This window comes from Reinekea sp. G2M2-21, from assembly GCF_015687175.1.
Lineage (GTDB): Bacteria > Pseudomonadota > Gammaproteobacteria > Pseudomonadales > Natronospirillaceae > Reinekea.
The window spans coordinates 42,727-64,245 of record NZ_JADPQG010000010.1 but is presented as its reverse complement, the minus strand read 5'-3'; the positions used below and the strand labels follow the sequence as shown (position 1 = coordinate 64,245).

Annotated in this window: 20 protein-coding genes; 12 read left to right on the top strand and 8 right to left on the bottom strand. The window is 48.7% G+C overall.

Annotation, left to right across the window (positions count from 1 at the left end; all coding sequences use genetic code 11):
• Positions 1-29: 29 nt before the first annotated feature.
• The 3 genes from IYN85_RS23550 to IYN85_RS23540 all read right to left on the bottom strand — a co-directional run bounded on the left by IYN85_RS23550 (position 30) and on the right by IYN85_RS23540 (position 3,637).
• Positions 30-773 carry a UTRA domain-containing protein gene (locus tag IYN85_RS23550; protein WP_196161425.1) on the bottom strand — a complete coding sequence of 248 codons (744 nt, stop codon included), beginning with the start codon at positions 771-773 and terminating at the stop codon, positions 30-32.
• 85 nt (positions 774-858) lie between these two features.
• A complete protein-coding gene (locus IYN85_RS26285) occupies positions 859-2,196 on the bottom strand; it encodes an ATP-binding protein (protein ID WP_196161424.1) in 1,338 nt (445 codons plus the stop codon).
• Between the two features lie 226 nt (positions 2,197-2,422).
• Positions 2,423-3,637 carry a ribose-phosphate pyrophosphokinase gene (locus IYN85_RS23540; protein WP_196161423.1) on the bottom strand — a complete coding sequence of 405 codons (1,215 nt, stop codon included), beginning with the start codon at positions 3,635-3,637 and terminating at the stop codon, positions 2,423-2,425.
• 181 nt (positions 3,638-3,818) lie between these two features.
• Here IYN85_RS23540 and hutI point away from each other — a divergent pair, with 181 nt between their 5' ends.
• Both hutI and hutG read left to right on the top strand, forming a co-directional pair.
• The gene (hutI, locus tag IYN85_RS23535) at positions 3,819-5,048 is read left to right on the top strand and encodes an imidazolonepropionase (RefSeq protein WP_196161422.1); all 1,230 of its coding nucleotides are present in this window, start codon (positions 3,819-3,821) and stop codon (positions 5,046-5,048) included.
• The gene (hutG, locus tag IYN85_RS23530; RefSeq protein WP_196161421.1) at positions 5,041-6,006 is read left to right on the top strand and encodes a formimidoylglutamase; all 966 of its coding nucleotides are present in this window, start codon (positions 5,041-5,043) and stop codon (positions 6,004-6,006) included. Before hutI ends, hutG begins: the two co-directional genes overlap by 8 nt.
• Before the next feature lie 68 nt (positions 6,007-6,074).
• Here the strand turns inward: hutG and IYN85_RS23525 are convergent, their stop codons facing one another.
• Together IYN85_RS23525 and IYN85_RS23520 are read right to left on the bottom strand one after the other, a co-directional pair.
• Positions 6,075-6,644 carry a DUF4386 family protein gene (locus tag IYN85_RS23525; RefSeq protein ID WP_196161420.1) on the bottom strand — a complete coding sequence of 190 codons (570 nt, stop codon included), beginning with the start codon at positions 6,642-6,644 and terminating at the stop codon, positions 6,075-6,077.
• Between the two features lie 134 nt (positions 6,645-6,778).
• Entirely contained in the window at positions 6,779-7,435 is a 657-nt protein-coding gene (locus IYN85_RS23520) for a DUF2306 domain-containing protein (RefSeq protein WP_196161419.1), read from the bottom strand.
• A gap of 125 nt (positions 7,436-7,560) precedes the next feature.
• Between IYN85_RS23520 and IYN85_RS23515 the strand changes: the two genes are divergently transcribed.
• The 10 genes from IYN85_RS23515 (at position 7,561) to IYN85_RS23470 (ending at position 18,391) form a co-directional block, all read left to right on the top strand.
• A complete protein-coding gene (locus tag IYN85_RS23515) occupies positions 7,561-8,739 on the top strand; it encodes an AraC family transcriptional regulator (protein ID WP_196161418.1) in 1,179 nt (392 codons plus the stop codon).
• Positions 8,740-9,176: 437 nt separating this feature from the next.
• Entirely contained in the window at positions 9,177-9,596 is a 420-nt protein-coding gene (locus IYN85_RS23510) for a hypothetical protein (protein ID WP_196161417.1), read from the top strand.
• Positions 9,597-9,607: 11 nt separating this feature from the next.
• Positions 9,608-10,852: an ATP-grasp domain-containing protein gene (locus tag IYN85_RS23505; protein WP_196161416.1), complete on the top strand. Its 1,245-nt coding sequence runs from the start codon at positions 9,608-9,610 to the stop codon at positions 10,850-10,852.
• A gap of 2 nt (positions 10,853-10,854) precedes the next feature.
• The gene (locus IYN85_RS23500; RefSeq protein ID WP_196161415.1) at positions 10,855-11,922 is read left to right on the top strand and encodes an iron-containing redox enzyme family protein; all 1,068 of its coding nucleotides are present in this window, start codon (positions 10,855-10,857) and stop codon (positions 11,920-11,922) included.
• Between the two features lie 11 nt (positions 11,923-11,933).
• Positions 11,934-12,878, top strand: coding sequence for a hypothetical protein (locus IYN85_RS23495; protein WP_196161414.1), 945 nt, complete (start codon positions 11,934-11,936; stop codon positions 12,876-12,878).
• A gap of 11 nt (positions 12,879-12,889) precedes the next feature.
• A complete protein-coding gene (locus IYN85_RS23490; protein ID WP_196161413.1) occupies positions 12,890-13,942 on the top strand; it encodes a pyridoxal-phosphate dependent enzyme in 1,053 nt (350 codons plus the stop codon).
• Positions 13,882-15,168 (top strand): ATP-grasp domain-containing protein, encoded by a 1,287-nt coding sequence (locus tag IYN85_RS23485; protein WP_196161412.1) that lies wholly within the window; start codon positions 13,882-13,884, stop codon positions 15,166-15,168. The genes IYN85_RS23490 and IYN85_RS23485 overlap by 61 nt, the downstream gene beginning before the upstream one ends.
• Positions 15,161-16,579, top strand: coding sequence for a lyase family protein (locus IYN85_RS23480; protein WP_196161411.1), 1,419 nt, complete (start codon positions 15,161-15,163; stop codon positions 16,577-16,579). The genes IYN85_RS23485 and IYN85_RS23480 overlap by 8 nt, the downstream gene beginning before the upstream one ends.
• A gap of 40 nt (positions 16,580-16,619) precedes the next feature.
• On the top strand, positions 16,620-17,468 hold the full coding sequence (locus IYN85_RS23475; RefSeq protein ID WP_196161410.1) for a sugar phosphate isomerase/epimerase family protein: 849 nt from the start codon (positions 16,620-16,622) through the stop codon (positions 17,466-17,468).
• Positions 17,465-18,391: a PhzF family phenazine biosynthesis protein gene (locus IYN85_RS23470; protein WP_196161409.1), complete on the top strand. Its 927-nt coding sequence runs from the start codon at positions 17,465-17,467 to the stop codon at positions 18,389-18,391. The genes IYN85_RS23475 and IYN85_RS23470 overlap by 4 nt, the downstream gene beginning before the upstream one ends.
• 387 nt (positions 18,392-18,778) lie before the next feature.
• Here the strand turns inward: IYN85_RS23470 and IYN85_RS23465 are convergent, their stop codons facing one another.
• From IYN85_RS23465 to IYN85_RS23455, 3 genes are all read right to left on the bottom strand, one after another.
• On the bottom strand, positions 18,779-19,330 hold the full coding sequence (locus tag IYN85_RS23465; protein WP_196161408.1) for a DUF3299 domain-containing protein: 552 nt from the start codon (positions 19,328-19,330) through the stop codon (positions 18,779-18,781).
• Positions 19,331-19,548: 218 nt separating this feature from the next.
• A complete protein-coding gene (locus IYN85_RS23460) occupies positions 19,549-20,808 on the bottom strand; it encodes an FtsX-like permease family protein (RefSeq protein WP_196161407.1) in 1,260 nt (419 codons plus the stop codon).
• On the bottom strand, positions 20,805-21,518 hold the full coding sequence (locus IYN85_RS23455; protein WP_196161406.1) for an ABC transporter ATP-binding protein: 714 nt from the start codon (positions 21,516-21,518) through the stop codon (positions 20,805-20,807). Before IYN85_RS23455 ends, IYN85_RS23460 begins: the two co-directional genes overlap by 4 nt.
• Position 21,519: the final 1 nt, after the last annotated feature.

Below are 21,519 nucleotides of genomic sequence, written 5' to 3'. Positions count from 1 at the left end.
TTTTAGTTTTTAGTTTTTAGTGAGCATTTTTACGATGGGTTGTTTACCAGGTGTCCACCCAAGCGGTACTTATCCCCGGGGTGATACAACATGGCGAAATTCACAATCTGTTTTTTACGTCGTCCGCGCTGTAAACCCATGGTTCGCCGCGACAGCTTCAGGCACGGCGTTGTCGGTGAGATGTTCAGCCAGGCTTGCAGAGCAGAGTCGGGCATAACCGCTTCAACCCAATGATCTGCTTCAGACAGTGGTGACAAAGACGACAAATAGGCGCTGGGTGTTTGGGTGGTGAAATCCTGTTGTAGATAGTCCGGCGCGACAGCGGGCAACACAAATCGTTCTTCCACTTGAATGGCGTGTCGTTGATTACGCGTGTCTTCTTCGAAGTGACGCAGCCGACTGAAAAAAACAACACTGTCTGGGGCAATGCCAAGTTGTGCCGCAATCAGGCTCGACGCCGGAAGTTCGGTCAGCTCCAGAACTTCCGCCAGATGCCGGTGACCCCGTTCCGTGATTTCATCCGCAATATTGCGTATTTCCAACAGTGAACCGGTGGGTAATTGTTCTGCAACAAAGGTACCTGCGCCTTGGATTCGTTGCAGCACACCGGCATCGGTCAACTCCGTCAGCGCACGGCGTGCGGTCATTCTAGACACTGAAAACTGTTCAGCCAGGAGGTTTTCGGAAGGCACCGCGTCACCGGGTTGCCATTGACCTTTCTCGACCTTGGCGATGATGTGCTTCTTAATGGTTTCAAACCGTGGTGCAGCCATCGTCCTGTTCCCGTTCGGTAGTGTGCCCGAAGAGTAGGCCAGGCGACTTGTATATACAACTTTTAATGTCGCAATTCTGCAAATATTAGGTGGGTAACAATGTTTCGCCTGAAAGCTGAAGGGGAATACGTATCTCAAACGTAGTACCTTCTCCGACAACACTTTGCACGGATATCGTCCCCATGTGTGTGTCGACTATTGACTTTGAAATGGCTAAACCAATGCCGGTACCTTGACCAACAGGTTTTGTGGTAAAAAACGGATCAAAAACGTGCTTGCTAACCTCTTTCGGCATGCCGCATCCATCGTCCGTTATGCGAATTAATGCATTATCGCCTTCTTGCATAGATTCTATGGCAATATTTCCAAAGTTTGGAATGGCGTGACAAGCATTGACCAAAATGTTAACAAAGACCTGATTTAATTGAGAAATACGACACGGTACCCATGGCAAGTCACCTAGAGCCATGGCGACTTCTGCTTTGTACTTTATCTCATTCCTAAGAAGGTTGACTGTTGATTCTAAGCTCTTGTTAAGGTCCGCTGGTTCAAATGCTTGATCCCCCATATGAGCATAGTCTTTTAGATCTTTTACAATATCTCGAATTCGTTCGAGTCCCTCTAAGGATTCTTCAGAAATCTTTACCAGTTCATTCAAAAAACTATCGAGTTTTGATTGTGACTTCCAACGGGTAATCATTAACAGCATTTCACCGTTTGGATCGTTTGCGGCTTCTTCATCCAGTTTTGTGAGGGTGTCATTAATTTTGGAAACATACCGTTTGATTAAGTTGGAGTTAGATGTGACAAAACCAATTGGATTATTAATCTCATGGGCTACACCAGCCGCTAACTGTCCCAGAGCCGCCATTTTTTCACTTTGAACAAGTTGCTCTTGAGTTTGCGCAACTCGCAACTGTTCTTCTCTGAGTTTTAAATGCAAGCCAACCCGGTGACGCAATACTTCCTCGTTTAACGGTTTTCGTATGTAGTCAAAGGCACCGAGCGAGAACATTTCAGATTCTGTTGAAACATCCTGGTCGCCAGTCACAATTATGATGGGAGTACCGTTACCCATCATAGAGTACAACACTTCTCGGCCATCCTCTCCGGGTAAATAGATATCCGTTAACACCAAGTCAAATCTATGACTCTGACCCTCTATGTCGCGTTGAAAGTCCTTGGCGCTATCAAAAACGACTAGTTCACACATCCCATTAAGTGCTGTCGCAATGAAGTCGCGTACATATTCTTGGTCTTCAATCAAAGCAACTTTGTGCACGGATATCGTCCAATTATTGTTACATAGGAGGCCAGGGAATCTCTGAATAATTGCCATTTCAGCCCCGCCCTCCGGGTCCTTCAGATCGATGACTGAGCTTTGTTGTGTATTTTGAAAAGGACTCGCCATTCCCTGCAACACACGCCTCGCTCATTCTTCGATCTGTAAGGACTGAGGTGATTTGAATTAATCAGAGTTGCCCTAGAACATTATTGAAAACACTATAGCCCCTGAATGGCAGTTCGCAATTGGCAGCAGGGTATCAGTTTGGCTTTAATCTCTTGTGCAAGGAGTAGCTGGAGTGTGGACTGGGGGCTAACGAAAAAGCCCAGCGCTACGGCTGGGCTTAATTCTTTCCAGCTGAGTTTCAGCCTTCTTTCAGCGCACTGAGTTCGTCACTGAACCAGATTTTGCGTTTGAATCGCGGGTTTTTCGACGACATGTCGATTTTGTAGGGATTCTGTTCATGGCTCTGCGGCAGGTCGAGGATGTTGCACAATTCCTGGGCCAGCCATTTCTCAACTTTTAATACCACCATTTTTTTCCGTAAACGGCCTTGCTCGTCACGGTTCAGAATGGTGGGTAAGGTATTCAACGTTAATATTTCACCGATAGCCGGATGCGCCATGCGCTCACGTCCTTCATCGCTGGCGTAAAAATGCGATACCGCAAACACCATGCGTTGTGGGTTGATCTGCTGCAGGAACTGGCAAGACTTTACGACGGTGGAACCGGTTCGAACCATGTCGTCGAATAGCACGATGCTGGCACCATCAAGGCCATCGAACGTGTGTTCACTTTCTTTGTGTAAGGTGATTTCAACTTTGCGTTCTGCGGTACGCTCTTTGTCGAGCATGATGAACTTGGCTTTGCTCAAGCCAAGGGTGTTAAACATTTCTTTAACGAAGTCGCGAGCGCCTTTGTCCGGTGCGCACAACACCAGGCCTTCACCTTCTGGGCCATAGTGCAGAATGTCAGAGTTCAATAGATAGTGGGCGTAAATCTCGTAAGGGATCAGATTGTGGAAATTGCCTTCGAAAACGTCACTGAACATCTTCTGCACAGAATCGGAATGGTTGTGAATGGTCATCACGGTGTCGACGCCGGATAGCTTCAGCATCTGTGCGTACAGTTTTGCGGTGAATGGTTGGCCATCAAATTTCTTGACGTCTTTAATGTCACGTTCAAAGCTGGTTTCACCCAGATCTTTACGTGCACCACGATCCTGTGCGCTGTAAAACAGATCCGGCTCCACCAGAATAACGCGGCTAGCGCCGTTTTCTTTGGCCGCCCGTGCAATGATCAAGTTGGCCATCGCCAATTCCTGGCGGCTTTTTACATGACTGCCGGTACTGACAATAATGACGGCCTTGCCATCGAGCGTATGACCGATGTTATCGAAATCAGCTTCGTCCGAAATAAAACGCGGACAGAATTCCGAGTTCATGAACTGCTTCATACTGATCAAATCAGCAATGTCTTCGTGCTGTCCCATCGCATAGGCGACGTCAATGGCGAATGGGTTATCGGATGAGTTGCTAACTACTACGACATTAGTTGACTGACCGGTCGACAAAGTCATGAATGTTCCTCAGGGAAGGCGGGTAAGAATTTAGCGCGCAATTTTAATACGTGCAGACCGTGGGCGATAGGGCAGAAACGTGAATAATGTCGATTTTATGTCAACGCGACGTTGCACTTGTGTGTATGGCGTTCCGCCATTAAGGTGCTTGAGTTGACCAATTGGAAAAGAAATCTTTGTTATGACGCTTCATGTAGACGGAATTATCCGCAACGCGCGCTTGGCTACGCTGCAAACCGGTGTGCATGGTGATGATTACGGCACGCTACAAGGTTGTTTAGCCTGGCATGCGGGCAAAATTGTGTTTGTCGGTTCAGAGGCGGACTGTCCGGAATTGTTGGCTGGGCAGGATATTGATGCGCAGCAACAGTGGCTGACGCCGGGTTTGATCGATTGCCACACACATCTGGTGTATGACGGCAATCGCGCGAGTGAATTTGAACAACTGCGCCAGGGCATGCGCTACCAGGACATCGCCGCCGCGGGTGGGGGTATTAACAGTACGGTTCGCGCCACCCGCGCAGCCAGTGAAGACACGTTGTTGCGCAGTGCGGAAACTCGCCTGAAGTGTCTCCTGCGTGAAGGGGTGACTACGGTTGAAATTAAAAGTGGTTACGGTTTATCACTGAATGACGAGTTAAAAATGTTGCGGGTTATCCGCGCATTAGGTGAGCGTGGCGATGTTCATGTCAGCGCTACCTGTCTCGCAGCCCATACGCTGCCATTCGATTTTTCGGGCGATCAGGATGCTTACATCGACTGGATTACGGAGACTTTGTTACCTCAGCTAAAAGATGAGAATCTGGCAGAGGCGGTTGATGTGTTTTGTGAATCCATCGGCTTCAGTGCCGCACAGACCCACCGTTTGTTTGCTGCTGCGACCAGGTTGGGATTGCGGGTGAAAGGGCATGTTGAACAGCTCTCACAACAGCATGGCGCTGATGTGGTCGCTGAATTCGGTGGTCTTTCCGCCGACCATGTCGAGTACCTTGAGCCGGAACAGTGCTTATTGTTAGCGCAGAAAGACGTGGTTGCCGTTTTGCTCCCTGGTGCCTACTTTTACCTCAACGAGACCCGAAAACCACCGATTCAAGCCATGCGTGATGCCGGTGTGTCCATGGCCGTTGCGACCGACCTTAACCCCGGCACATCTCCGCTGAACTCATTACTGACCGCGGCAAATTTCAGTTCAGTGTTGTTCGGGTTGACACCCGCCGAAGCCTGGGCCGGAATCACCCGACACGCTGCCCAGGCATTGGGGCTAGCCCAGTGTAAAGGTCAATTACGTGAAGGATTTGATGCCGACTTTTTGTTGTGGTCATGTGATCATCCGAGACAAATAATTCACGAACTGAATCGGTTCAAACCAACCGGTATCTGGCGACTTGGCAAGGAACAACGACATGACTGACAAAAAGGATCTCTCCGCAGTATGGCAAGGGCGGGTCGATGCTGAAGACCCTGAGTTAAGCCGACGGCTGCATCAACATGTACACGCCGATGATCTTTCGGTCGATTATCATAGTGCTCCGGTACTCGTGGGCTTTGCCTGCGATGAAGGGGTCCGCCGGAATCAAGGTGTGCCCGGTGCCGCTGAAGGTCCCGATGCTATTCGCAAAGCGCTGGCGAATCTGGCTTGTTCAGAAGATTTTGAATTTTTCGACGCGGGTGATGTGACCTGCCGCGATGGCAATCTGGAAGCGGTGCAGCAAACTTTAGCCAACAACTTAACGCGGATTCTGGAATCCAACGGGCGACCCTTTGTATTGGGTGGTGGTCATGAAGTGGGTTGGGCCAGTTATCTTGGCGCGCAGCAATTTCTGCAAACACATGCGCCGGACAAACAGCTGGGTATCCTTAATTTTGATGCTCATTTTGACTTGCGCAATCCAGAACCAGCGCCAAGTTCTGGGACACCGTTCCGGCAATGCCAGGAATGGTGTCATCACAATGACGTGCCGTTCCATTACGCGGTGCTGGGTATTAACCCGACGGCCAACACCGATGCGTTGTTTCATTTTGCGTTCGAACATGACGTCACCTGGGTGGAAGACCTCGACTGTCACATGGCGACAATGCCGCACTTGCAACAACAGCTGCGCGATTGGTTGCAACCGCTCGATTTTGTATACGTTACCCTGTGCCTGGATGTATTTCCGGCCGCCTATGCTCCGGGTGTCAGTGCACCTGCGGCGTTGGGTGTTGAGCCGTTGGTTGTTTTCAAGCTGCTGCAATTCTTAATGGATGAAGCAGAACAACAGAATAAGCAGATTCTGTTGGTGGATGTTGCGGAGATGAATCCATCGAAAGATATCGATCAGCGTACCGCGCGTTTGGCTGCACGCTACATCTATCAAATGATGATGTAATAAGATGAGACCTGTTGCGCAAGCCTCTGTTCTAAAGAGGCTCGCGTGTCATTTTAGTATGACCTGCGTTAGCCGGGGTTTACTTGCAGCGCGCGCTCATCAAACCCTTTAACGATAAGCCAACCAGCTAGAAATATTTCGTTTAACATAATCGATGGGTAGAACACCGCCACCAATGGGTGGGTGACACCCAGTAGGTTCAGCAGGTTTCCGATTAACAGCAAGGCGAGCGACACCAGCCCCCAAATGGAAATAAACGTTGGGACCAGCGTTGATCGATACAGCAATAGATAGAGCAAGCTTGATGCCGCGATGAAAAGATAAGCGTGGTAGGAAAATATAAAGTCGCGTATTGCGGATAACAATGTGGTGCTGGAAAAAATTAAGAAAGCAGCCAGGATCAAAAAACTTCCTTCGAGAACTTTTCCCACCAAATATCCAAGCGCCAGTGTCTGACCTGCAGGTTTTAACCATGGGTACAGCAGAACAGAAATCGCAATAACCGCAAGCCCACTGAGAGATTCAAACACGAAAATAGTCAATGGTGAGTCTGTGAGCAGACTCACCAAGACACCGTATGCCGTCAAGATGAAAATACCGCAGAGAACAGCCGAAGCCCTTGGTGCTATCATATTCATCTACCTGTCCTGACGTTTAATTCACCATCAATGTAACAGCTTTAGCCGCAGAAAGTGTGTCAAGTCTTATCAAACTGTATCAATCCGAGCTATAACTCAAGCGTCAACAGCGGAAGTTGCGGTGTTGATTCATGTTAGAATGCACGGTTTAACGACACCGAGCGTGTCTCTTTTCTGAGTATCCATTCGACAAACAACAGGTTAGCCACCAGTCCGAACCAGATGAATCCCGCAATTACCGCATCGGTCAGTACCGATTCACCAAATAACAGAAAGGCTGGAACCGCAACCAGGCGTTGCGTGGCAGGGCTCAGCGCCGCGGCTGTCAAGCGCATCATCCAAATACGGTGGGTTGCAATGTTTCGCCGCCTGATGGCTACCAAGGCAAGGGTAAGCGCGGCAAGCATCACCACGACGTGCGATACAATGCCCATATATTTCATCATGCCGCCATACTGTGGATAAAATTGATTCATCCATAACGCACTGAAGCCAAAGCCGAGCGCGAATAAAATCAAGAAACGGCCCAGTAAACGGTGGAAAGCCGGTTTCTTTGCACGTATCTGTGGCATAAACTGCAATGGCATGAGCAAATTGAATAGTGTGCCGAAAATAATGTGGGTCAGGATTGGCAGTGGCATGCTGAAATAGGCGGGTGATGCCATATCCTGCACTGCGCCTTCCGGCCCCTGGCTGATAAGTGTTATTTGCAGCGCACCGAACAGAATCGATACGGAACCGAGTAGCAGCAGAAGCAGTGGTTTGATATTCGTTTTTGTGAACAATTGCATAGGAATCCTTTGTGTCGTCGTTGTGAAATGGTCTTCATTTTTCGCACACGCAGGGCTGTCAGTCGTCCACGCCTGCTAGCGTGGACACGTTTTTTGTCGGACAACATGGAATTATGGACATATCGTTGAACCCAATAAATTTCGCATTATTGATGATGGGCGTTGGTATGACTGCGCTTGCGGTGCCATTGCTGTGGCTCAGTCGGTTGCCTTTGTCGGTAAGGGTGCCATTGGTCACTTTTTTATTGGCCGGTACGTTGGTGATTTCGTTACCGCCAGCGATTGCGTTACTTCCAGCACTGGAATTTTATGCGTTGGGGATTGTTCTGCCGTGTTTCATGCTACTGCCCATCGCGTTGTCTTTTTATGTGGACGCGATTACGTCTGCGACGCCCTGGCGTTGGCAACGTAAACACATACTCCATGCAATCCCCATCGTGTTGGCGTTCATGGGCAGCGTCAATCTCTGGGTTCTTCCAAAAAATGATTTGCTGCAAATTTTCAGTGATACCAGCGATAATCTGCGCCTGTGGCCACAGATGGTTGTGGTCTACGCGTTTATAATAATGGTTGGCTGGGTTTTTCTTTCTGGCTATTTTGCTATTCGGATGTTTAGACAGTTGATCGTTTACCGGCGGTCGTTGAAGCAACTGTTTGCCAATAACGATCAACGCGAACTCTATTGGTTGAGTGCGCTGCTCAGCGTCTTGGCGCTGACCTGGCTGTTGTCGCTCATGTACAGTATTCCTTTGTTGACCAACCAAGCCCTACCGTTACCGGTTGAATTTCTCGTCGTGATATACATTGTACTGTTGTGGATACTGTGTGTTTTTGGCAGCCGACAACAACCGGGCTTTAGTGACCGTTATCTGCCGGATAAAGATACCTCCTTAGTTGACGTTACCAAGGAATCCGGTGGGAAATACCGTAAGTCTGGCTTGGGTGATACGCAAATGCAGCGTATTGCGACGAAAATAGAGAGCGCAATGCGCGACCAACAGCTCTTTCTCGATCCTGGGCTTTCGCTACCGGGCCTGGCGTCCACCTTGCAGATATCGCCCAATTACATTTCCCAAACGCTTAACGAAACGTTACAGCAAACGTTCTTTGACTACGTTAACGGCTGGCGCATTCGATACGCCATTCCCGCGATTATCGCCGCGGAAAAATCCATTTTGGATATCGCGATGGACTCAGGCTTTAACGCAAGGTCGTCGTTTTATAAAGCATTTAAAGCTCATACTGGCATAACCCCTACGCAATATCGGAAAAAATCTGAAGGTGTGGTAGGTCATAGCCAGTAACGTGGATTAAAGAGAAATGTTCTGAGAGTTTTGTCTGCTTTCTGGGCTCAATTTTATTAATCCTGCCAGTTCATGAAAACCTCAATGAAAGTCTGCACTAGGACAATATTCTATCGGTAATTGTGTCGATAAATTACCGTAGTTTTCAGTTTGTAAATGCTCGAAAAGTTCTATGTTCCAATTCTTTAGACTCGCATCACAGGAATGGATGGTCAATTCAATTTTTCTTGCTATGGGTCAAAATAAAAATTATGTTTCGCGCCACTAAGTTACAGGATTGAGACGTAGCTTACACAGAGACGCAAGGGAAACGTGTTTCGTCTGTCCGTTCTAATGGATCCGTTTTAGCGATCCAATTCCCCTGTAGTGACAATAGTCTTTTTTGGCGTTAACAACAGCCAGGGACTCTATTTGCCCAAAGAAAATGGATTTTAATTATGCGAGATTTGTTATTGCTGACACACTTTACAGGGTTGATCTTTGGCGCTGGCGCCGGGTTTTCAATTTTTGTAATTGGTTTTTTGAGTAAACGATTTCCCGAAGAAAGTCGGGAGGCTGTGCTGGTCAGTTTGTTCCCACTTCGTTATATCTCTTACATTGGTCTTTTTCTGTTAGTTATCTCTGGTGTACAGATGGCCGTTCCTTATTACGCCAATCTAAGCAACATGCCCTTGTTTAGCCTGAAAATTCTTTCTGTCTCTTTGATTGTACTGATCAGCTTGTACGGCTTTGGGCAAATGCAATTGGCAAAAAACAACAACCGCTCTGCGTATTTAAAACGATTAGGCGTTGCCGGAAAGATTGGTTTTGCACTGAGTTTGGTCACAGTCTACTGCGCTGTGTATTCATTTCACTAAGGAAAAAGAACATGAACGTAGCACTATTTTTTGGGGGAATGGAACACTCGCTCTACCCCGACCTGTTTGACGAATGCCTGAATCGTGTTGATGGCTTCCTGATTATCGATACCCCATTGAATCGGCAGGCTCACGCACAGGTTTTTAACCGTTATTTCCCGGCCGATGTCGTTAAAGAGGCTTTGTATATTGAACCCCATCTTGTCGGTGACATGATCCAACAAATCAAGCAATGGCAAGGTGAATACAACATTGTTCTGTCAGTTAATGTAACGGAGGAGTTTTTGGTTTCGGCGGCGTTTTGCAATGACTACTTCAGGTTTGAAAACCCAGGGGTGATGGCCGCCAAAATATCATCCGATAAACGAATTCAGCGTGCGCTAATGTCGGAGTTCAGTCCAAAAGAATATCAATGTGACACACCGTCTGCGGATATAGATTTCCCTGTGGTGGTAAAACCGACTGATAGTCATGGCGGGCAAGGTTTTACGATTCTGTCGGATGAAGAGGCATGGCAACGGTATTTACCTCGTCTGACCGAAAATATGGTCATTGAACAATACATTCAAGGTGTAGACAGCTCAGTTGAAACACTGGTTGTTGATGGTGAAGTCGTATTTCAGGGCGTAACAGAAGAGATCAGTTTACCTGCACCTTTGGACTTTTTGGAAATGGGCTACTACCAGCCTCCGCTTAATTTCTCAGAAGAATGTGTGGCAACGCTGAAAGACTATACCAAAACATTGGTGCAGAGAGTCCAATTCAGAACCGGTATATTGCACGCGGAATTCCGCATTCGACCGGACGGCCGAATATTCTTCATCGAGTTTGCGGCGCGCCCGCCCGGCGACAGTGTTCTGGCCATGTATCGTCACTCGACAGACGCGTCGTTGGAAGCGCAGTTCCTGAATGTTCTACAAAGGGAAACTGTCAACATGCCGAAAGCGAAGCGATTCGCCGGTCAACATTTTTATACCAATTTACCAAGCCCGCTTCCGGATTGGTTACAGTCGCCATATCAGAATCGTAATTGTTACGAAGACACCGAGTATCGTGTTCCGACACGATGTTTGAGCGCGCGTAACTCGTCAGGTATTCAGGAATTTGTGCAACTGACTACCAAGGCAACACGAGATCGTCCGGAGAGCTCGGCGGATCGACAAGGGTTTATTATCTATACCGCACCGACTCACTCAGATATGCAGCAGTTAAGTCGGACCATCGCATCCACCCTACACGCTAAAAAAGGAGAATAGCTATGTTTAAATTGACCGAATTGAAGGATAAACAGCCGCATCTGCAGGAACATCAATGGCCACCTTTGCCGCGGTTTAAATCGACACCCGAAGACATTCGCGAGTTTCTGTCGCTGCCAAGGTCGCTGCAAAAGTCATCGTTAGCTGAAGTGCGCGATACGCCTGCTTATGACGAATTCATCAACACAAAGCTGGCCTATATCTCTGGCTACCTTTTCTCCTATTGCGATGGCCCGTTGCACCAAGCCGTCGATGAGGATCTTGAATACGAAATTCAGCGTATGAAGTTGAGTGTAGAAAGTGAAGTTTTGGACCACTGGTTGTCCAGTGCGAACCGGGAGTACCCATTTAAAGACAGCGCCGAATGCGCCGATTATCTTCAGCACCTGACGTTTGACAATCCTGGGATTAATCACCCGTTATTTGATTTTCTGCGTAATGATGCGAATGAAGTGACATTCAAATATTTTCTCCGTAACGAAGTTTGCCGCAATGAGGTAGTAGACGATGAAGTAGCCGTGATGACCACCGGTATTCAAGGTGCTATGAAAGCAGCCGTCTGCTCTAATTTGTGGGACGAAGTGGGTCAGGGCAATCTCGGAAAATTTCATACTTATTGGTTACGTGAACTGGTCGAAGACTACAGCGACTGGCATAGCCTGATTCGGTATCGAGCAGAGGAACGACCCTGGTTTACGATGATCACAACCAATGTCTTTAACATACTGCTGACCCGTCCAGGTTTGAAATTTCGCCGGTACGGTTGGTTCCTGTTGAACGAAGGCTGGGTATCGCCACACTTTACCAAGGTGTTGTACGGTATGGATCGGGTCGGCCTCTGCCGAAAAGGCCAGCAAATCTACTTTAAAGCACACGAAAGCATAGACCCGCGCCATACAGTAGAACTGATTGAATCCATTCGCTATCAACGCCCAACTTTATCAGACAAACAGATGTCGGAAATTGCCTGTGGCGCGCATATGTCATTGGAGGCGAGCTTAAAACAGTATGACGCCATGTTGAACTATCTGGTCGCTATTAATGACGGAAAAATTGTACATAAAAACTAAGGACAGCACTCATGAATACTGCACAACAAGAATTAAGGCCTCAGGCCGTAGCAGAAAACGCCATGGTTTACGGTCAAGTTCATATCGGTCACGGTGTCGCACCTTGTCACCACGGAGAGATTCTGCAAGGCGTCTTTGAAGAATCCAATGGAAAGGAAACATTGGGCTTAGTTACGTTATTGAATTCGACGACTAAGGCAAAGGCCACCTTTCTACCGGATTCGGAATCGGATGTTATTACAGTTGAGCCTGCCTACAAGAAAAAGGCCCTGTCATCAGCAATTTTGACATTGGAAGAGCTGGGGTTGAACAATTTAGGCGGACGATTGATTTGTGACAGTTGTGTCACTGAAGAGCTTGGTTTGGGTTCATCGACAGCGGATGTTGTCGCAGCCGCCCGCGCTGTCTGCAGTGCCTATCAACGTAAGCTCTCGCGTGAAGCGCTGGCCCGAATTGCGGTTCGTTCGGAAGTCGCTTCAGACCCCATAATGTTTGAGTCGTCGACAGTATTGTTTGCGCAACGGGAGGGCCATGTTATTGAAGAACTCGGGCCATTATTGCCCGGCATGAGTTTACTGAGCTTTACCTTGGGTGAGCCAATTAGTACCTGTGATTATCGTGCGCCGCAGTACACTTGGGAGGATCTGCAGCAGTTTAAACCACTAAGAGGTTTATTGCGATTTGCACTGTTGAACCATGATTTGGCGACCATTGCACGTGTCAGTACGCACAGTGCGTTGATTAATCAGAAACACGTACCGAAGCCAAAATTTGATGCAGTGTTGGGCATTGCTGAGCAAGGTGGTGCATTGGGTGTCCAAATTGCGCACAGCGGAAACTTGGTCGGCATGCTTTTTTCGCCCGATGATCATGATCTCCTGGAACGAGTCAGCCACTGTCAAGGGCGTCTGCGTGACAATGGTATTCATCAAACTGCCTTTCATTCAACCTTTTAAGGAGAACACTGATGAAACAGGTATACAGCAGTATTTCTGAGGCCCGTGTTCTTCCTGAGTTGATTCGCATTGATGACAACCTGATTGCCGCGAAGTTTTTTTTAATGAAGTTGTTACCGGCCAAGTTTATTCTGGAAAGAGCGTTAAAAAACGGTGATATTAACGAAGATACCGTTGTCCTTGAGTCAACATCTGGCACCTTCGGTTTAGCTTTGGCACTACTTTGCAATCAGTACAATTTAAAGTTAATTCTGGTCAGTGATCCCGCGATTGATGTTCACTTAAATAACCGATTAACCGAACTGGGCGCCAGGGTCGATATTGTTACCGAGCCCGCCGAGGTAGGTGGGTATCAAGCCGCCCGATTGGAGCGCCTGGCGCACTATCGTCGACAACATCCAAACCATTTCTTTCCAGCGCAATACGAAAATAAAATGAATCCTGGGGCGTACGCATTCTTTGCGGAGCAACTCATTTCAGCGTTCGGCAAGGTTGATATCCTGGTGGGTTCGGTAGGCTCCGGCGGCTCTATGTGTGGAACGTTGAAGGCGCTGCGTACTATGCACCCGCAAACCATGGGGGTTGCTGTTGATAGCAATGTGAGTATGTTGTTTGGTCGACCCGACGGCGGTGCCAAACGTATTATTCGAGGTCTCGGCAACAGTTTGATGCCGCAGAATCTTGATCATTCGGTCTTCGATCAGGTGCATTGGTTGAATGCGTCAGAAATCGCATGCGCGACGCGAACATTGCACAAACGTCATGGACTTTATTGTGGCCCTACCAGCGGTGCCGCCTTTAAGGTTGCGCGTTATCTTGCTGACCAGAATCCCGATAAAAAAGTTGTTTTTATTTGTGCAGATGAAGGCTACCGGTATTCGGACAATATTTATAGTCCTACCTGGTGGCGCGAAAACCAGCTCGTTGAGGATGATCAACTGTCCTTGGCACCTGAGTGTATAACGGACCCCTCCATGGATGCAGAGAATTGGAGTTATCTGCCATGGCATCGGCGCAGCCTTACGGAGGTGATGAATCCTCTTTCCACGGTGGGTATCGCTTGATGTTTATCGTGTTTATTGAAAGTAATACTACGGGTACCGGTTATTTGCTGGCTGAGTTGGCGGTGGCGCAGGGTTACGACGTGTTGGTGCTGACGCAAAATGAGGCTAAATATCAATTTCCACCGCACATCGCTGTGGAGTCGATCGATACCAGTGATCAGGCTCTGTTATCCGAACGGTTGGACAAGTTGCAACAGGTTGACCGCATCGCGGCAGTGATGAGTACCTCTGAGTATTTTATTGCAACGGCCGCGAAACTCGCTGAGCAATTCGGATTGCCAGGCACGCACCCTGGTGCAGTGGAACTTTGTCGTGACAAATATCGTTTGCGGCAAACACTGCAAGACAGGGTTGAGTTCCCGGTTGGTTGTCGGTTGGTAACATCGGAACTGGATATCCCGAACACGGTTACCCAATTGAATTATCCTCTGGTCATTAAACCTCGGTCGGGGTCCGGTAGCTGTTCGGTTAGTCTGTGTCAAAACCTGGACGACGTTAAAAAAGCGATTGCGGATAACCGGGAGTTCGTTCAGCAAAGTGGCAGACACTTTGCGGACATTGGGTGTTTAGCTGAATTCTATGTGAGTGGCCAAGAGTATTCCGTTGAGTGTTTTCACGGTAAAGCTGTCTGCCTGACCCGAAAGCATTTGGGCGGTGCGCCCTATTTTGTTGAAACGGGTCATGACGTTAATTTCGCAATTGATACGGCGTCGTATCACAATATTTTAACCCAAGTCGAAGCGATGTTGGCCGCCGTCAACCTCGATTGGGGACCCGCTCATGTTGAAATAAAAGTCAGTCAGTCGAAAGTGTATCTGATCGAAATAAATCCTCGGCTGGCCGGCGGCATGATTCCCGTGTTGATTAGAGAAACCTTGGGCGTTGATCTGTTACAGGCCTGGCTAACCGCCGCGTTGGGTGGCAACCCGGAACTGGCGCCAACTGGAAACGGTCAAGGTGCAATACGGTTTTTCGTTCCTCAAAGTGATCAGGTTGTCACGCAACCGCTAACCGATGGCCTGTTGAAGGACTGCGCCCGACGCGCCGACCTTCCACCGCAAGCGATCAAAGACGCCAAACTTTATAAACCGATGGGTTATCGTTCGCAAACCCGCGGTGACTTCACCGATCGGGTAGGGCATGTGTTGGTCGTTGCCCCACAACTCCTGTTTCAGCAAGTCGATGTTTTACAGAATGCTATTCTCCGTGAGGTGATGTGTGACTGACTTACAGAACACCGGGCGTTTGAAGTCGCTGCTGGATGAAGATCTCCGTGACCAGGTATTTGGTCGCGTCAACACCGCAACCATAGCGAACGAACTGCGCTACTATGCGTTGATTGACTTTGCACATTTAACCATGCTTCAGCGTCAGGATATTGTTGATGTGGCGTCATGTGAGGTCTTGAAAGAAGAGATTGGTCGATTATTCCGTCAGGATTTCCAGGACCTGATGAATCTGCCGACTCAGCGGGGCACCTATCTCTGCTACGAGAATTTTTTAATCAGTCGTTTGGGCGTGGCAACGGGAGGACTGTTACAAACCGGACGATCAAGAAATGACATGAACGCAACGGTTTTTAAGATGCGGTTACGTGACCGGGTTGTAAATACATTCACGCTTTTGGAAATCTTTTTGCAAACCATCACGGAGCGTGCAGCCACAGAAGTGACGACCCTGTTTCCTGCCTTTACACACTATCAGACCGCTTTTACTTCAACGCTGGGGCACTATTTGAGTGGGGTTGCGACACATCTTTTTCGAGATGTCGATATGTTTGTCTCTGCGCTGTCCCTATTAGACAGCTGCCCATTGGGCGCTTGTGCCGGAGGTGGCACGACGATTCCGATTGATCGACAGGTGACGTCAGACCTATTGGGCTTTTCGCATCCCGTCCGGCATTCCATTGACGCTGTCGCGAGCCGGGATTCCTGTTTGCATCTGTTGTCTGCCATGGCGTCTGTCAGTACCACGTTGTCGCGGTGTGCGGCGGATGTGGTGTTTATGTCGAGCAATGAAACAGCACTGTTGTCGTTGCCGGATTCCCTGGTCGGCTCGAGCTCGAATATGCCACAGAAACGAAACCCTTTTTTGCTGGAAATCGTGAAAGGTCGCAGCGCCAGCATTGTGGCCGCCTGGACAAGTACGGTCACCGCAATGCAGTGGAATGCTTTTTCCAACTCGGTGGCTATTTCCAGCGAAGCAACGCGCCCGTTGTGGAGCGCGTTGGATGATCTCGATTTTATTCTGCGGCTGATGACCAAGGTAGTCGACGGCATCACCGTGAACCAGGAACAGGCACTGCAGACAATGGAACGAGGCATGGTCGATGCCGTGTATCTTGCGGAACAGATGGCCTATTTCGATCACATTCCGTTTCGCGATGCTCATCATCTTGTTGGCGAACAAGTTAATGCCGCCATCGCCGACCAAGTGTCGTTGCGCAGCAAATTTTCTGCAGTGGAACAAACGGCCGAGCAATGGTTTGGCAACATTGCGACAGCAACCGCTTTTGGTGGCGGCTGTGGCGACCCAATTGATTTGAATTCAGAGTTTCAGGCGTTTGTCGAGAAGCACCATCGTTGGCTGGCGCAATGGCAACCTGCAATTGCTGAACTGACCCGTGCTATCGACTAAGTCATGTTTAACACTCGCACCAAACACAAGGAGAGTACAGATGTTAACTGAAATGTTTACTTCAACTGCCGTACAGAAAGCGACGCCAGTTGCGCAGAGTATAGAACTCGCATTAATGGAGGGTTCTAGCCATATTTACATAGAGGGTTCCAGTGATGAAGACCATGCCAACAACTGGACGTCCGAAAAACTCCACACAGTAAGACAGCAGCTCGCGGAACACAATTTGTCCGCTATTGTTCACGGCAATTATCGCAATCCTATCTGTCATCAGATCGAAGACATTCGGGAAGCGGCCAAACACTATATGTTTAAGGAAGTCGACCTTGCGCGAGAGCTGGATGCGCCATTGATCGTTCACGCCAGTTGCCTGTTTACGCATTCCAATCTTAGTCACTTGCGCCGCACGGCTATGTCTGATTTTGCGAGAATCGTCAATGAGCTAAATGACTACGCACAGTCTCAGGGGGTTACGCTCTGGTTAGAGAACCTTGAGCATTATCAGAACCGCCGTCCGTTCTATACGCTTTTCTCCATGTTTGAACAGTACCGCAGGGTGTTTAGTGAAGTGGATCCTGCGGTTAAATTTATTTTGGATTTGGGGCACGAGAATATCTCAGCGGATCAACCGCATGAAACGCTCGCGTATTTTATCGATCGCATCGCTGCCGTAAGTGTCAGTAACAATGATGGCGCTATCGACTCTCATTCACCACTGGATCAAGGGACGCTGGACTATCGAAAAGTGATCGATGTTCTAAAAGCCCATGGTTGGCGCGGGCATCTTACGGTGGAAACCAAAAAAGGAGGTTTAAGGGAGGCAATGTCGCATTTAAGGTTCGCCGCGGAACAGTCCCTGGTGGCAGAACATATGGTTGGGTGCGTATGAGTCAATCTATCCCTGAACTGCAGTATGTTCGTTGTGATGTATTCACTCATGAGCGTTACAGCGGTAATCCCTTGGCTATTGTTGAAGTTGACCGTGCACTCAGCGATACCACTATGATCACCATCGCGCGTGAATTTGGCTACTCCGAAACGGTCTTCCTGCCCGAACATTGGCGCAGCCTGGTAAGGGATAGCTCGGTAAAAGTCGATGCGCGAATATTTACACCTACAGAGGAACTGAGCTTTGCAGGTCACCCCAGCGTGGGTACCTGCGCATACTTGGCTGCCCAGAGTAAAGCGGTTGGTGCGCCGATAAGTCATGTGACCTTATCTCTGCCGTTAGGACCGGTTGAAGCTGACATTCACTCGTCGGACCTAGGGCAGGTGCACGTCACCCTGGCGCTACCCGAGTACCCGACGATTCATGATGTGCCTTGCCGGTTAAGTGACCTTAGCGATCTTTGTGGTTTGCATAGCGTGGATCTCGATACCCGGTTGGGTCCCATTGCCGGTGTGCGTTGTGGGTCTGGGTTTCTCTTCATTCCTGTGCGTGACGAAGCGGTACTGTACGGCTTGGAAGTATCTCATAGCGTTTGGCAACGCTTGTTAAAGGCATCGCCCTTTAATAATCTGTATTTTTTTTGTCGAAAGGCAGAATCCGAAACAGAGTTTGAAGTGCGAATGTTTGGATTTGGTATTGGTCAGGGAGAAGACGGTGGAACGGGTGCCGCCGCTGCGGGCTTGGCATGCTATCTAAAAATCTTTAGCAATTATTGCCAGCCGGGTCTTGTTTCTCAGGGCCGAGCATTAGGACGTCAAAGCCACATTCATTTTTCGGCATCGCCGGTTGCACAACAGATTTCAATTGGCGGTGAAACGGTTTTTACCGGAAGTGGGCATCTGTTTCTGCCATCAGAGGGTTAGGTAGAATGCTGCTGACCTGAGCTAAATTGGCTTGCCTATTTTTGTTTCGGGAGCAGCGCCAATCTGCTTTATTAGCTGTGTCTTTATTGTCGTTAAGGACCAATCCTGCTGACGACAAGGGTTCGGGTCGCAACCAATGGATTTCTTGGAGGTTTTCTTTCCAAGGGGAGATCCCCTTGATCCGGCCTTCACCAGAGGTGAAGTCGTTAAAATCGAATCGAAGCCCATTGGGCTTCGCTTTTAATCGATTTTAACCCCCCTTTTGTCGCCTGCTTTGGTTTTCTTCCATAACGGATGCGACGGATTGGTTATTAACGCCGATGCCGCCGATGGCTTTCGAATGGTTAGTCAAACATTTGTGTGACCGAAATTGAGTAGTGCGTTAATTTACAAATAGGGCGCGATGGAATGGCCGTAAAGTATATAGCCGGCGGCACCCAGTTCGGACTCCTGACGTTCGACACGCATTAAGCCATTGACATAAATCGGCTCATAGGTATTGTCCAGTTCGATGCTTTGTTCCAGTTCGACATACACGATTTGATTGGGTGGCGGTGGCGGTGTATGAATGCAAGCACCAAAATAGGGGACCAGCAAGAAACTGAAAATTTTCTCGTCTTCAAAATCCAGCGGGACAACAAAGCCGGGGATTTTGACCTGAATACCATCGTATTCGTGCGTGACCGGCGCTTTATCTTGTAAGGCCTGCAATTCTGCAATCAGTGTTTGCGCTTCAGGACTATCGTCCTCAAGTGTCTCCAAGTCATAGCGGCCGATCACTTCATTTTCCAACGCCTCAAAGTCGTATTCTGACGGAATCAATTGATTCCAGCTGACAGGAATGTAATCCGTTTTCTTCTTCTCGGCGATTACTGACGTGGCTATGAAAACCATAACCAAAGCCAAGGGGATTACGCTAAGTTTGTGTGATATTTTCATTTGTCGTTTCCTTAAAAATAGGGAAGTAGAGCAACTCTGATTAATTCAGATTTCTTCGTTAAGTCTTTTGCCATTTCAGCCCAGCCCTCTGGGTCCTTCAGGTCGGTGACTGAGCTTTGTTGTATGTTTTAAAAAGCACTCGCCATTCCCTGAAACACACGCCTTGCTCATCCTTCGATCTGATAGGACTGAGGTGATTCGTATTAATCAGAGTTGCCCTAGACATTCGCGCTGAGTCCATCACTCAACGATTGGCGGTAGGCACGGTAGCCTGGCAACAATCCAAGAATGACGGTGGTGACCAGAAAACTCGATAAGATCACCATCATCGATTCATTGGGCCAACCGATGGTGAGTTCGATTCCGTAACGGTTTTGCACGTGGGAATTGGCTATACCCATCAGGAGAACATGCAAGCCATAGCCAGTCACGAGTCCCGCTAAACCGTAAAAGCCCGACTCCACCATTAACAAGCCGAGGAGCGTATTTCGTTTGGCACCTAATGCTCGGAATATCGCGATTTCACGTCGACGCTCATTCAAGCTGGAAATAATCACCGTGACCATGCCGATTAATCCGGTAACAATAACCATAACCGACACGGCCATTAACGCATTTTCGGCAATGCCAATCAGTTGCCAGAGTTCCTGCAGCGCTGCACCGGGAATCACCGCCATAAGGGGTTCTTTGCGAAACTCGTTGACTTGTCTCTGGAAACCAAAGGCTTTGAGCCTGGAATTCATACCGACTAAAAACGCGGTAATTGAATCCGGCGTTAAATCCAAGCTCAAGGTGTCGTCAACGCTGGTTGTCTTACCCTGACGTTTCACACCCGATTGCCAATCGACGTGCAATACGGTGATGCCTTCGAGTGGAATATGCAGCGACTTATCGACCGGTGTGCCCGTTGGTGCGAGTATGCCGACTACCTTGAAGGGGCGATCGTCATGTTGCTCGAATGAAGTGCTTCCCGTGCCGTGCGCGATAACAACAGCATCACCAAGTTGGTAGTTGAGTTGTCTTGCAACCTCTGCTCCCAAGACCACTTCAAACACGTCGGCGAACCAAACACCCTGTTGTAATTTGAGCCCGTGCTGTCGACCATATTGGTAGTGCTGTAAATAACTCTCGTTGGTACCAACCACCCGGTACCCTTTATGTGAGTCACCCAGTGAAATAGGAATCGTCCACTTCACATCTTTATGATTCTTAAGTTCTTGATAACTCTGCCAGCTGATGTTGTTGGTGGCGTTGCCAATTCGGAACACCGAATACAAGAGCAGGTTCAAGCTCCCCGTACGGCTACCAATGAGTAAATCGGTACCCGATAAAGTATTTCCAAAACTGCTGCGCGTATCGGTGCGAACTCGATCAACACTCAGCAATAAACAAACACTGACCGAGACCATCAGTAACGTTAACAGTGCCGTGACCCGGCGATTCCACAAACTTTTCAGCGCCAAATGTATCCAGTTCATTCTTGCTCTCCCGGGGTCGAAGGGTGCAGGTCATAGGTCGCATCAAAAAAACCGGCCAATTGCATGTCGTGACTGACAAACAAAAGAGAACTGCCAATGGAGCGGCATTGCTGCGTCAGAACCGTCATGAAGTTATCGATATTCTGCTGGTCTAACGCCGAGGTTGGTTCGTCAGCGATGATGATTTCAGGTGAGCCTATCAATGCTCTGGCGGCAGCGACTCGCTGCTGTTGACCCACACTTAAGCGTGATACCGGTTGACTGAACACACTCCGAGGCACTTGCAGCTGCGCCAGCCAGTGTTCTGCTTCTTCAGTGAGCGCTCTGGCATGTCTCGCCTTACCTTGCCTGCGTTGGGTCGATATTTTCGTGGGCAACGTGACGTTATCCAGGACCGATAAGTACGGTAATAGATTGAATTGCTGAAAGATGTAGCCGATATGATCCGCACGTAGCTTGTCCCGTTTCGCGGCACGCAGTGATGAAAATTCCTTACCAAGCAACTGAATACTGCCGTGTTGGACAGACAGTACGCCACTGAGAAGATTCAACAAGGTGCTCTTACCGCTGCCACTGGGTCCGTGGATGAATAAAGAGCGGCCCATGGGGATATCCAGGTTTTTAATGTTCAGAATATCGGCGGTCTGTGTGTCCCACGAGAATCGCAGATCTCTGACTTTTAGTGCGTCGTCTGAAGCCATGTTTTGCATC

Excerpts from the sequence above, each read along its gene's own strand:
- IYN85_RS23550 (WP_196161425.1), bottom strand. The coding sequence starts at position 773 with ATGGCTGCACCACGGTTTGAAACCATTAAGAAGCACATCATCGCCAAG.
- IYN85_RS23540 (WP_196161423.1), bottom strand. The coding sequence starts at position 3,637 with ATGACTTTGTCGACCGGTCAGTCAACTAATGTCGTAGTAGTTAGCAAC.
- hutI (WP_196161422.1), top strand. The coding sequence starts at position 3,819 with ATGACGCTTCATGTAGACGGAATTATCCGCAACGCGCGCTTGGCTACG.
- hutG (WP_196161421.1), top strand. The coding sequence starts at position 5,041 with ATGACTGACAAAAAGGATCTCTCCGCAGTATGGCAAGGGCGGGTCGAT.
- IYN85_RS23525 (WP_196161420.1), bottom strand. The coding sequence starts at position 6,644 with ATGAATATGATAGCACCAAGGGCTTCGGCTGTTCTCTGCGGTATTTTC.
- IYN85_RS23520 (WP_196161419.1), bottom strand. The coding sequence starts at position 7,435 with ATGCAATTGTTCACAAAAACGAATATCAAACCACTGCTTCTGCTGCTA.
- IYN85_RS23510 (WP_196161417.1), top strand. The coding sequence starts at position 9,177 with ATGCGAGATTTGTTATTGCTGACACACTTTACAGGGTTGATCTTTGGC.
- IYN85_RS23505 (WP_196161416.1), top strand. The coding sequence starts at position 9,608 with ATGAACGTAGCACTATTTTTTGGGGGAATGGAACACTCGCTCTACCCC.
- IYN85_RS23500 (WP_196161415.1), top strand. The coding sequence starts at position 10,855 with ATGTTTAAATTGACCGAATTGAAGGATAAACAGCCGCATCTGCAGGAA.
- IYN85_RS23495 (WP_196161414.1), top strand. The coding sequence starts at position 11,934 with ATGAATACTGCACAACAAGAATTAAGGCCTCAGGCCGTAGCAGAAAAC.
- IYN85_RS23490 (WP_196161413.1), top strand. The coding sequence starts at position 12,890 with ATGAAACAGGTATACAGCAGTATTTCTGAGGCCCGTGTTCTTCCTGAG.
- IYN85_RS23485 (WP_196161412.1), top strand. The coding sequence starts at position 13,882 with ATGGCATCGGCGCAGCCTTACGGAGGTGATGAATCCTCTTTCCACGGT.
- IYN85_RS23475 (WP_196161410.1), top strand. The coding sequence starts at position 16,620 with ATGTTAACTGAAATGTTTACTTCAACTGCCGTACAGAAAGCGACGCCA.
- IYN85_RS23470 (WP_196161409.1), top strand. The coding sequence starts at position 17,465 with ATGAGTCAATCTATCCCTGAACTGCAGTATGTTCGTTGTGATGTATTC.
- IYN85_RS23465 (WP_196161408.1), bottom strand. The coding sequence starts at position 19,330 with ATGAAAATATCACACAAACTTAGCGTAATCCCCTTGGCTTTGGTTATG.
- IYN85_RS23460 (WP_196161407.1), bottom strand. The coding sequence starts at position 20,808 with ATGAACTGGATACATTTGGCGCTGAAAAGTTTGTGGAATCGCCGGGTC.
- IYN85_RS23455 (WP_196161406.1), bottom strand. The coding sequence starts at position 21,518 with ATGCAAAACATGGCTTCAGACGACGCACTAAAAGTCAGAGATCTGCGA.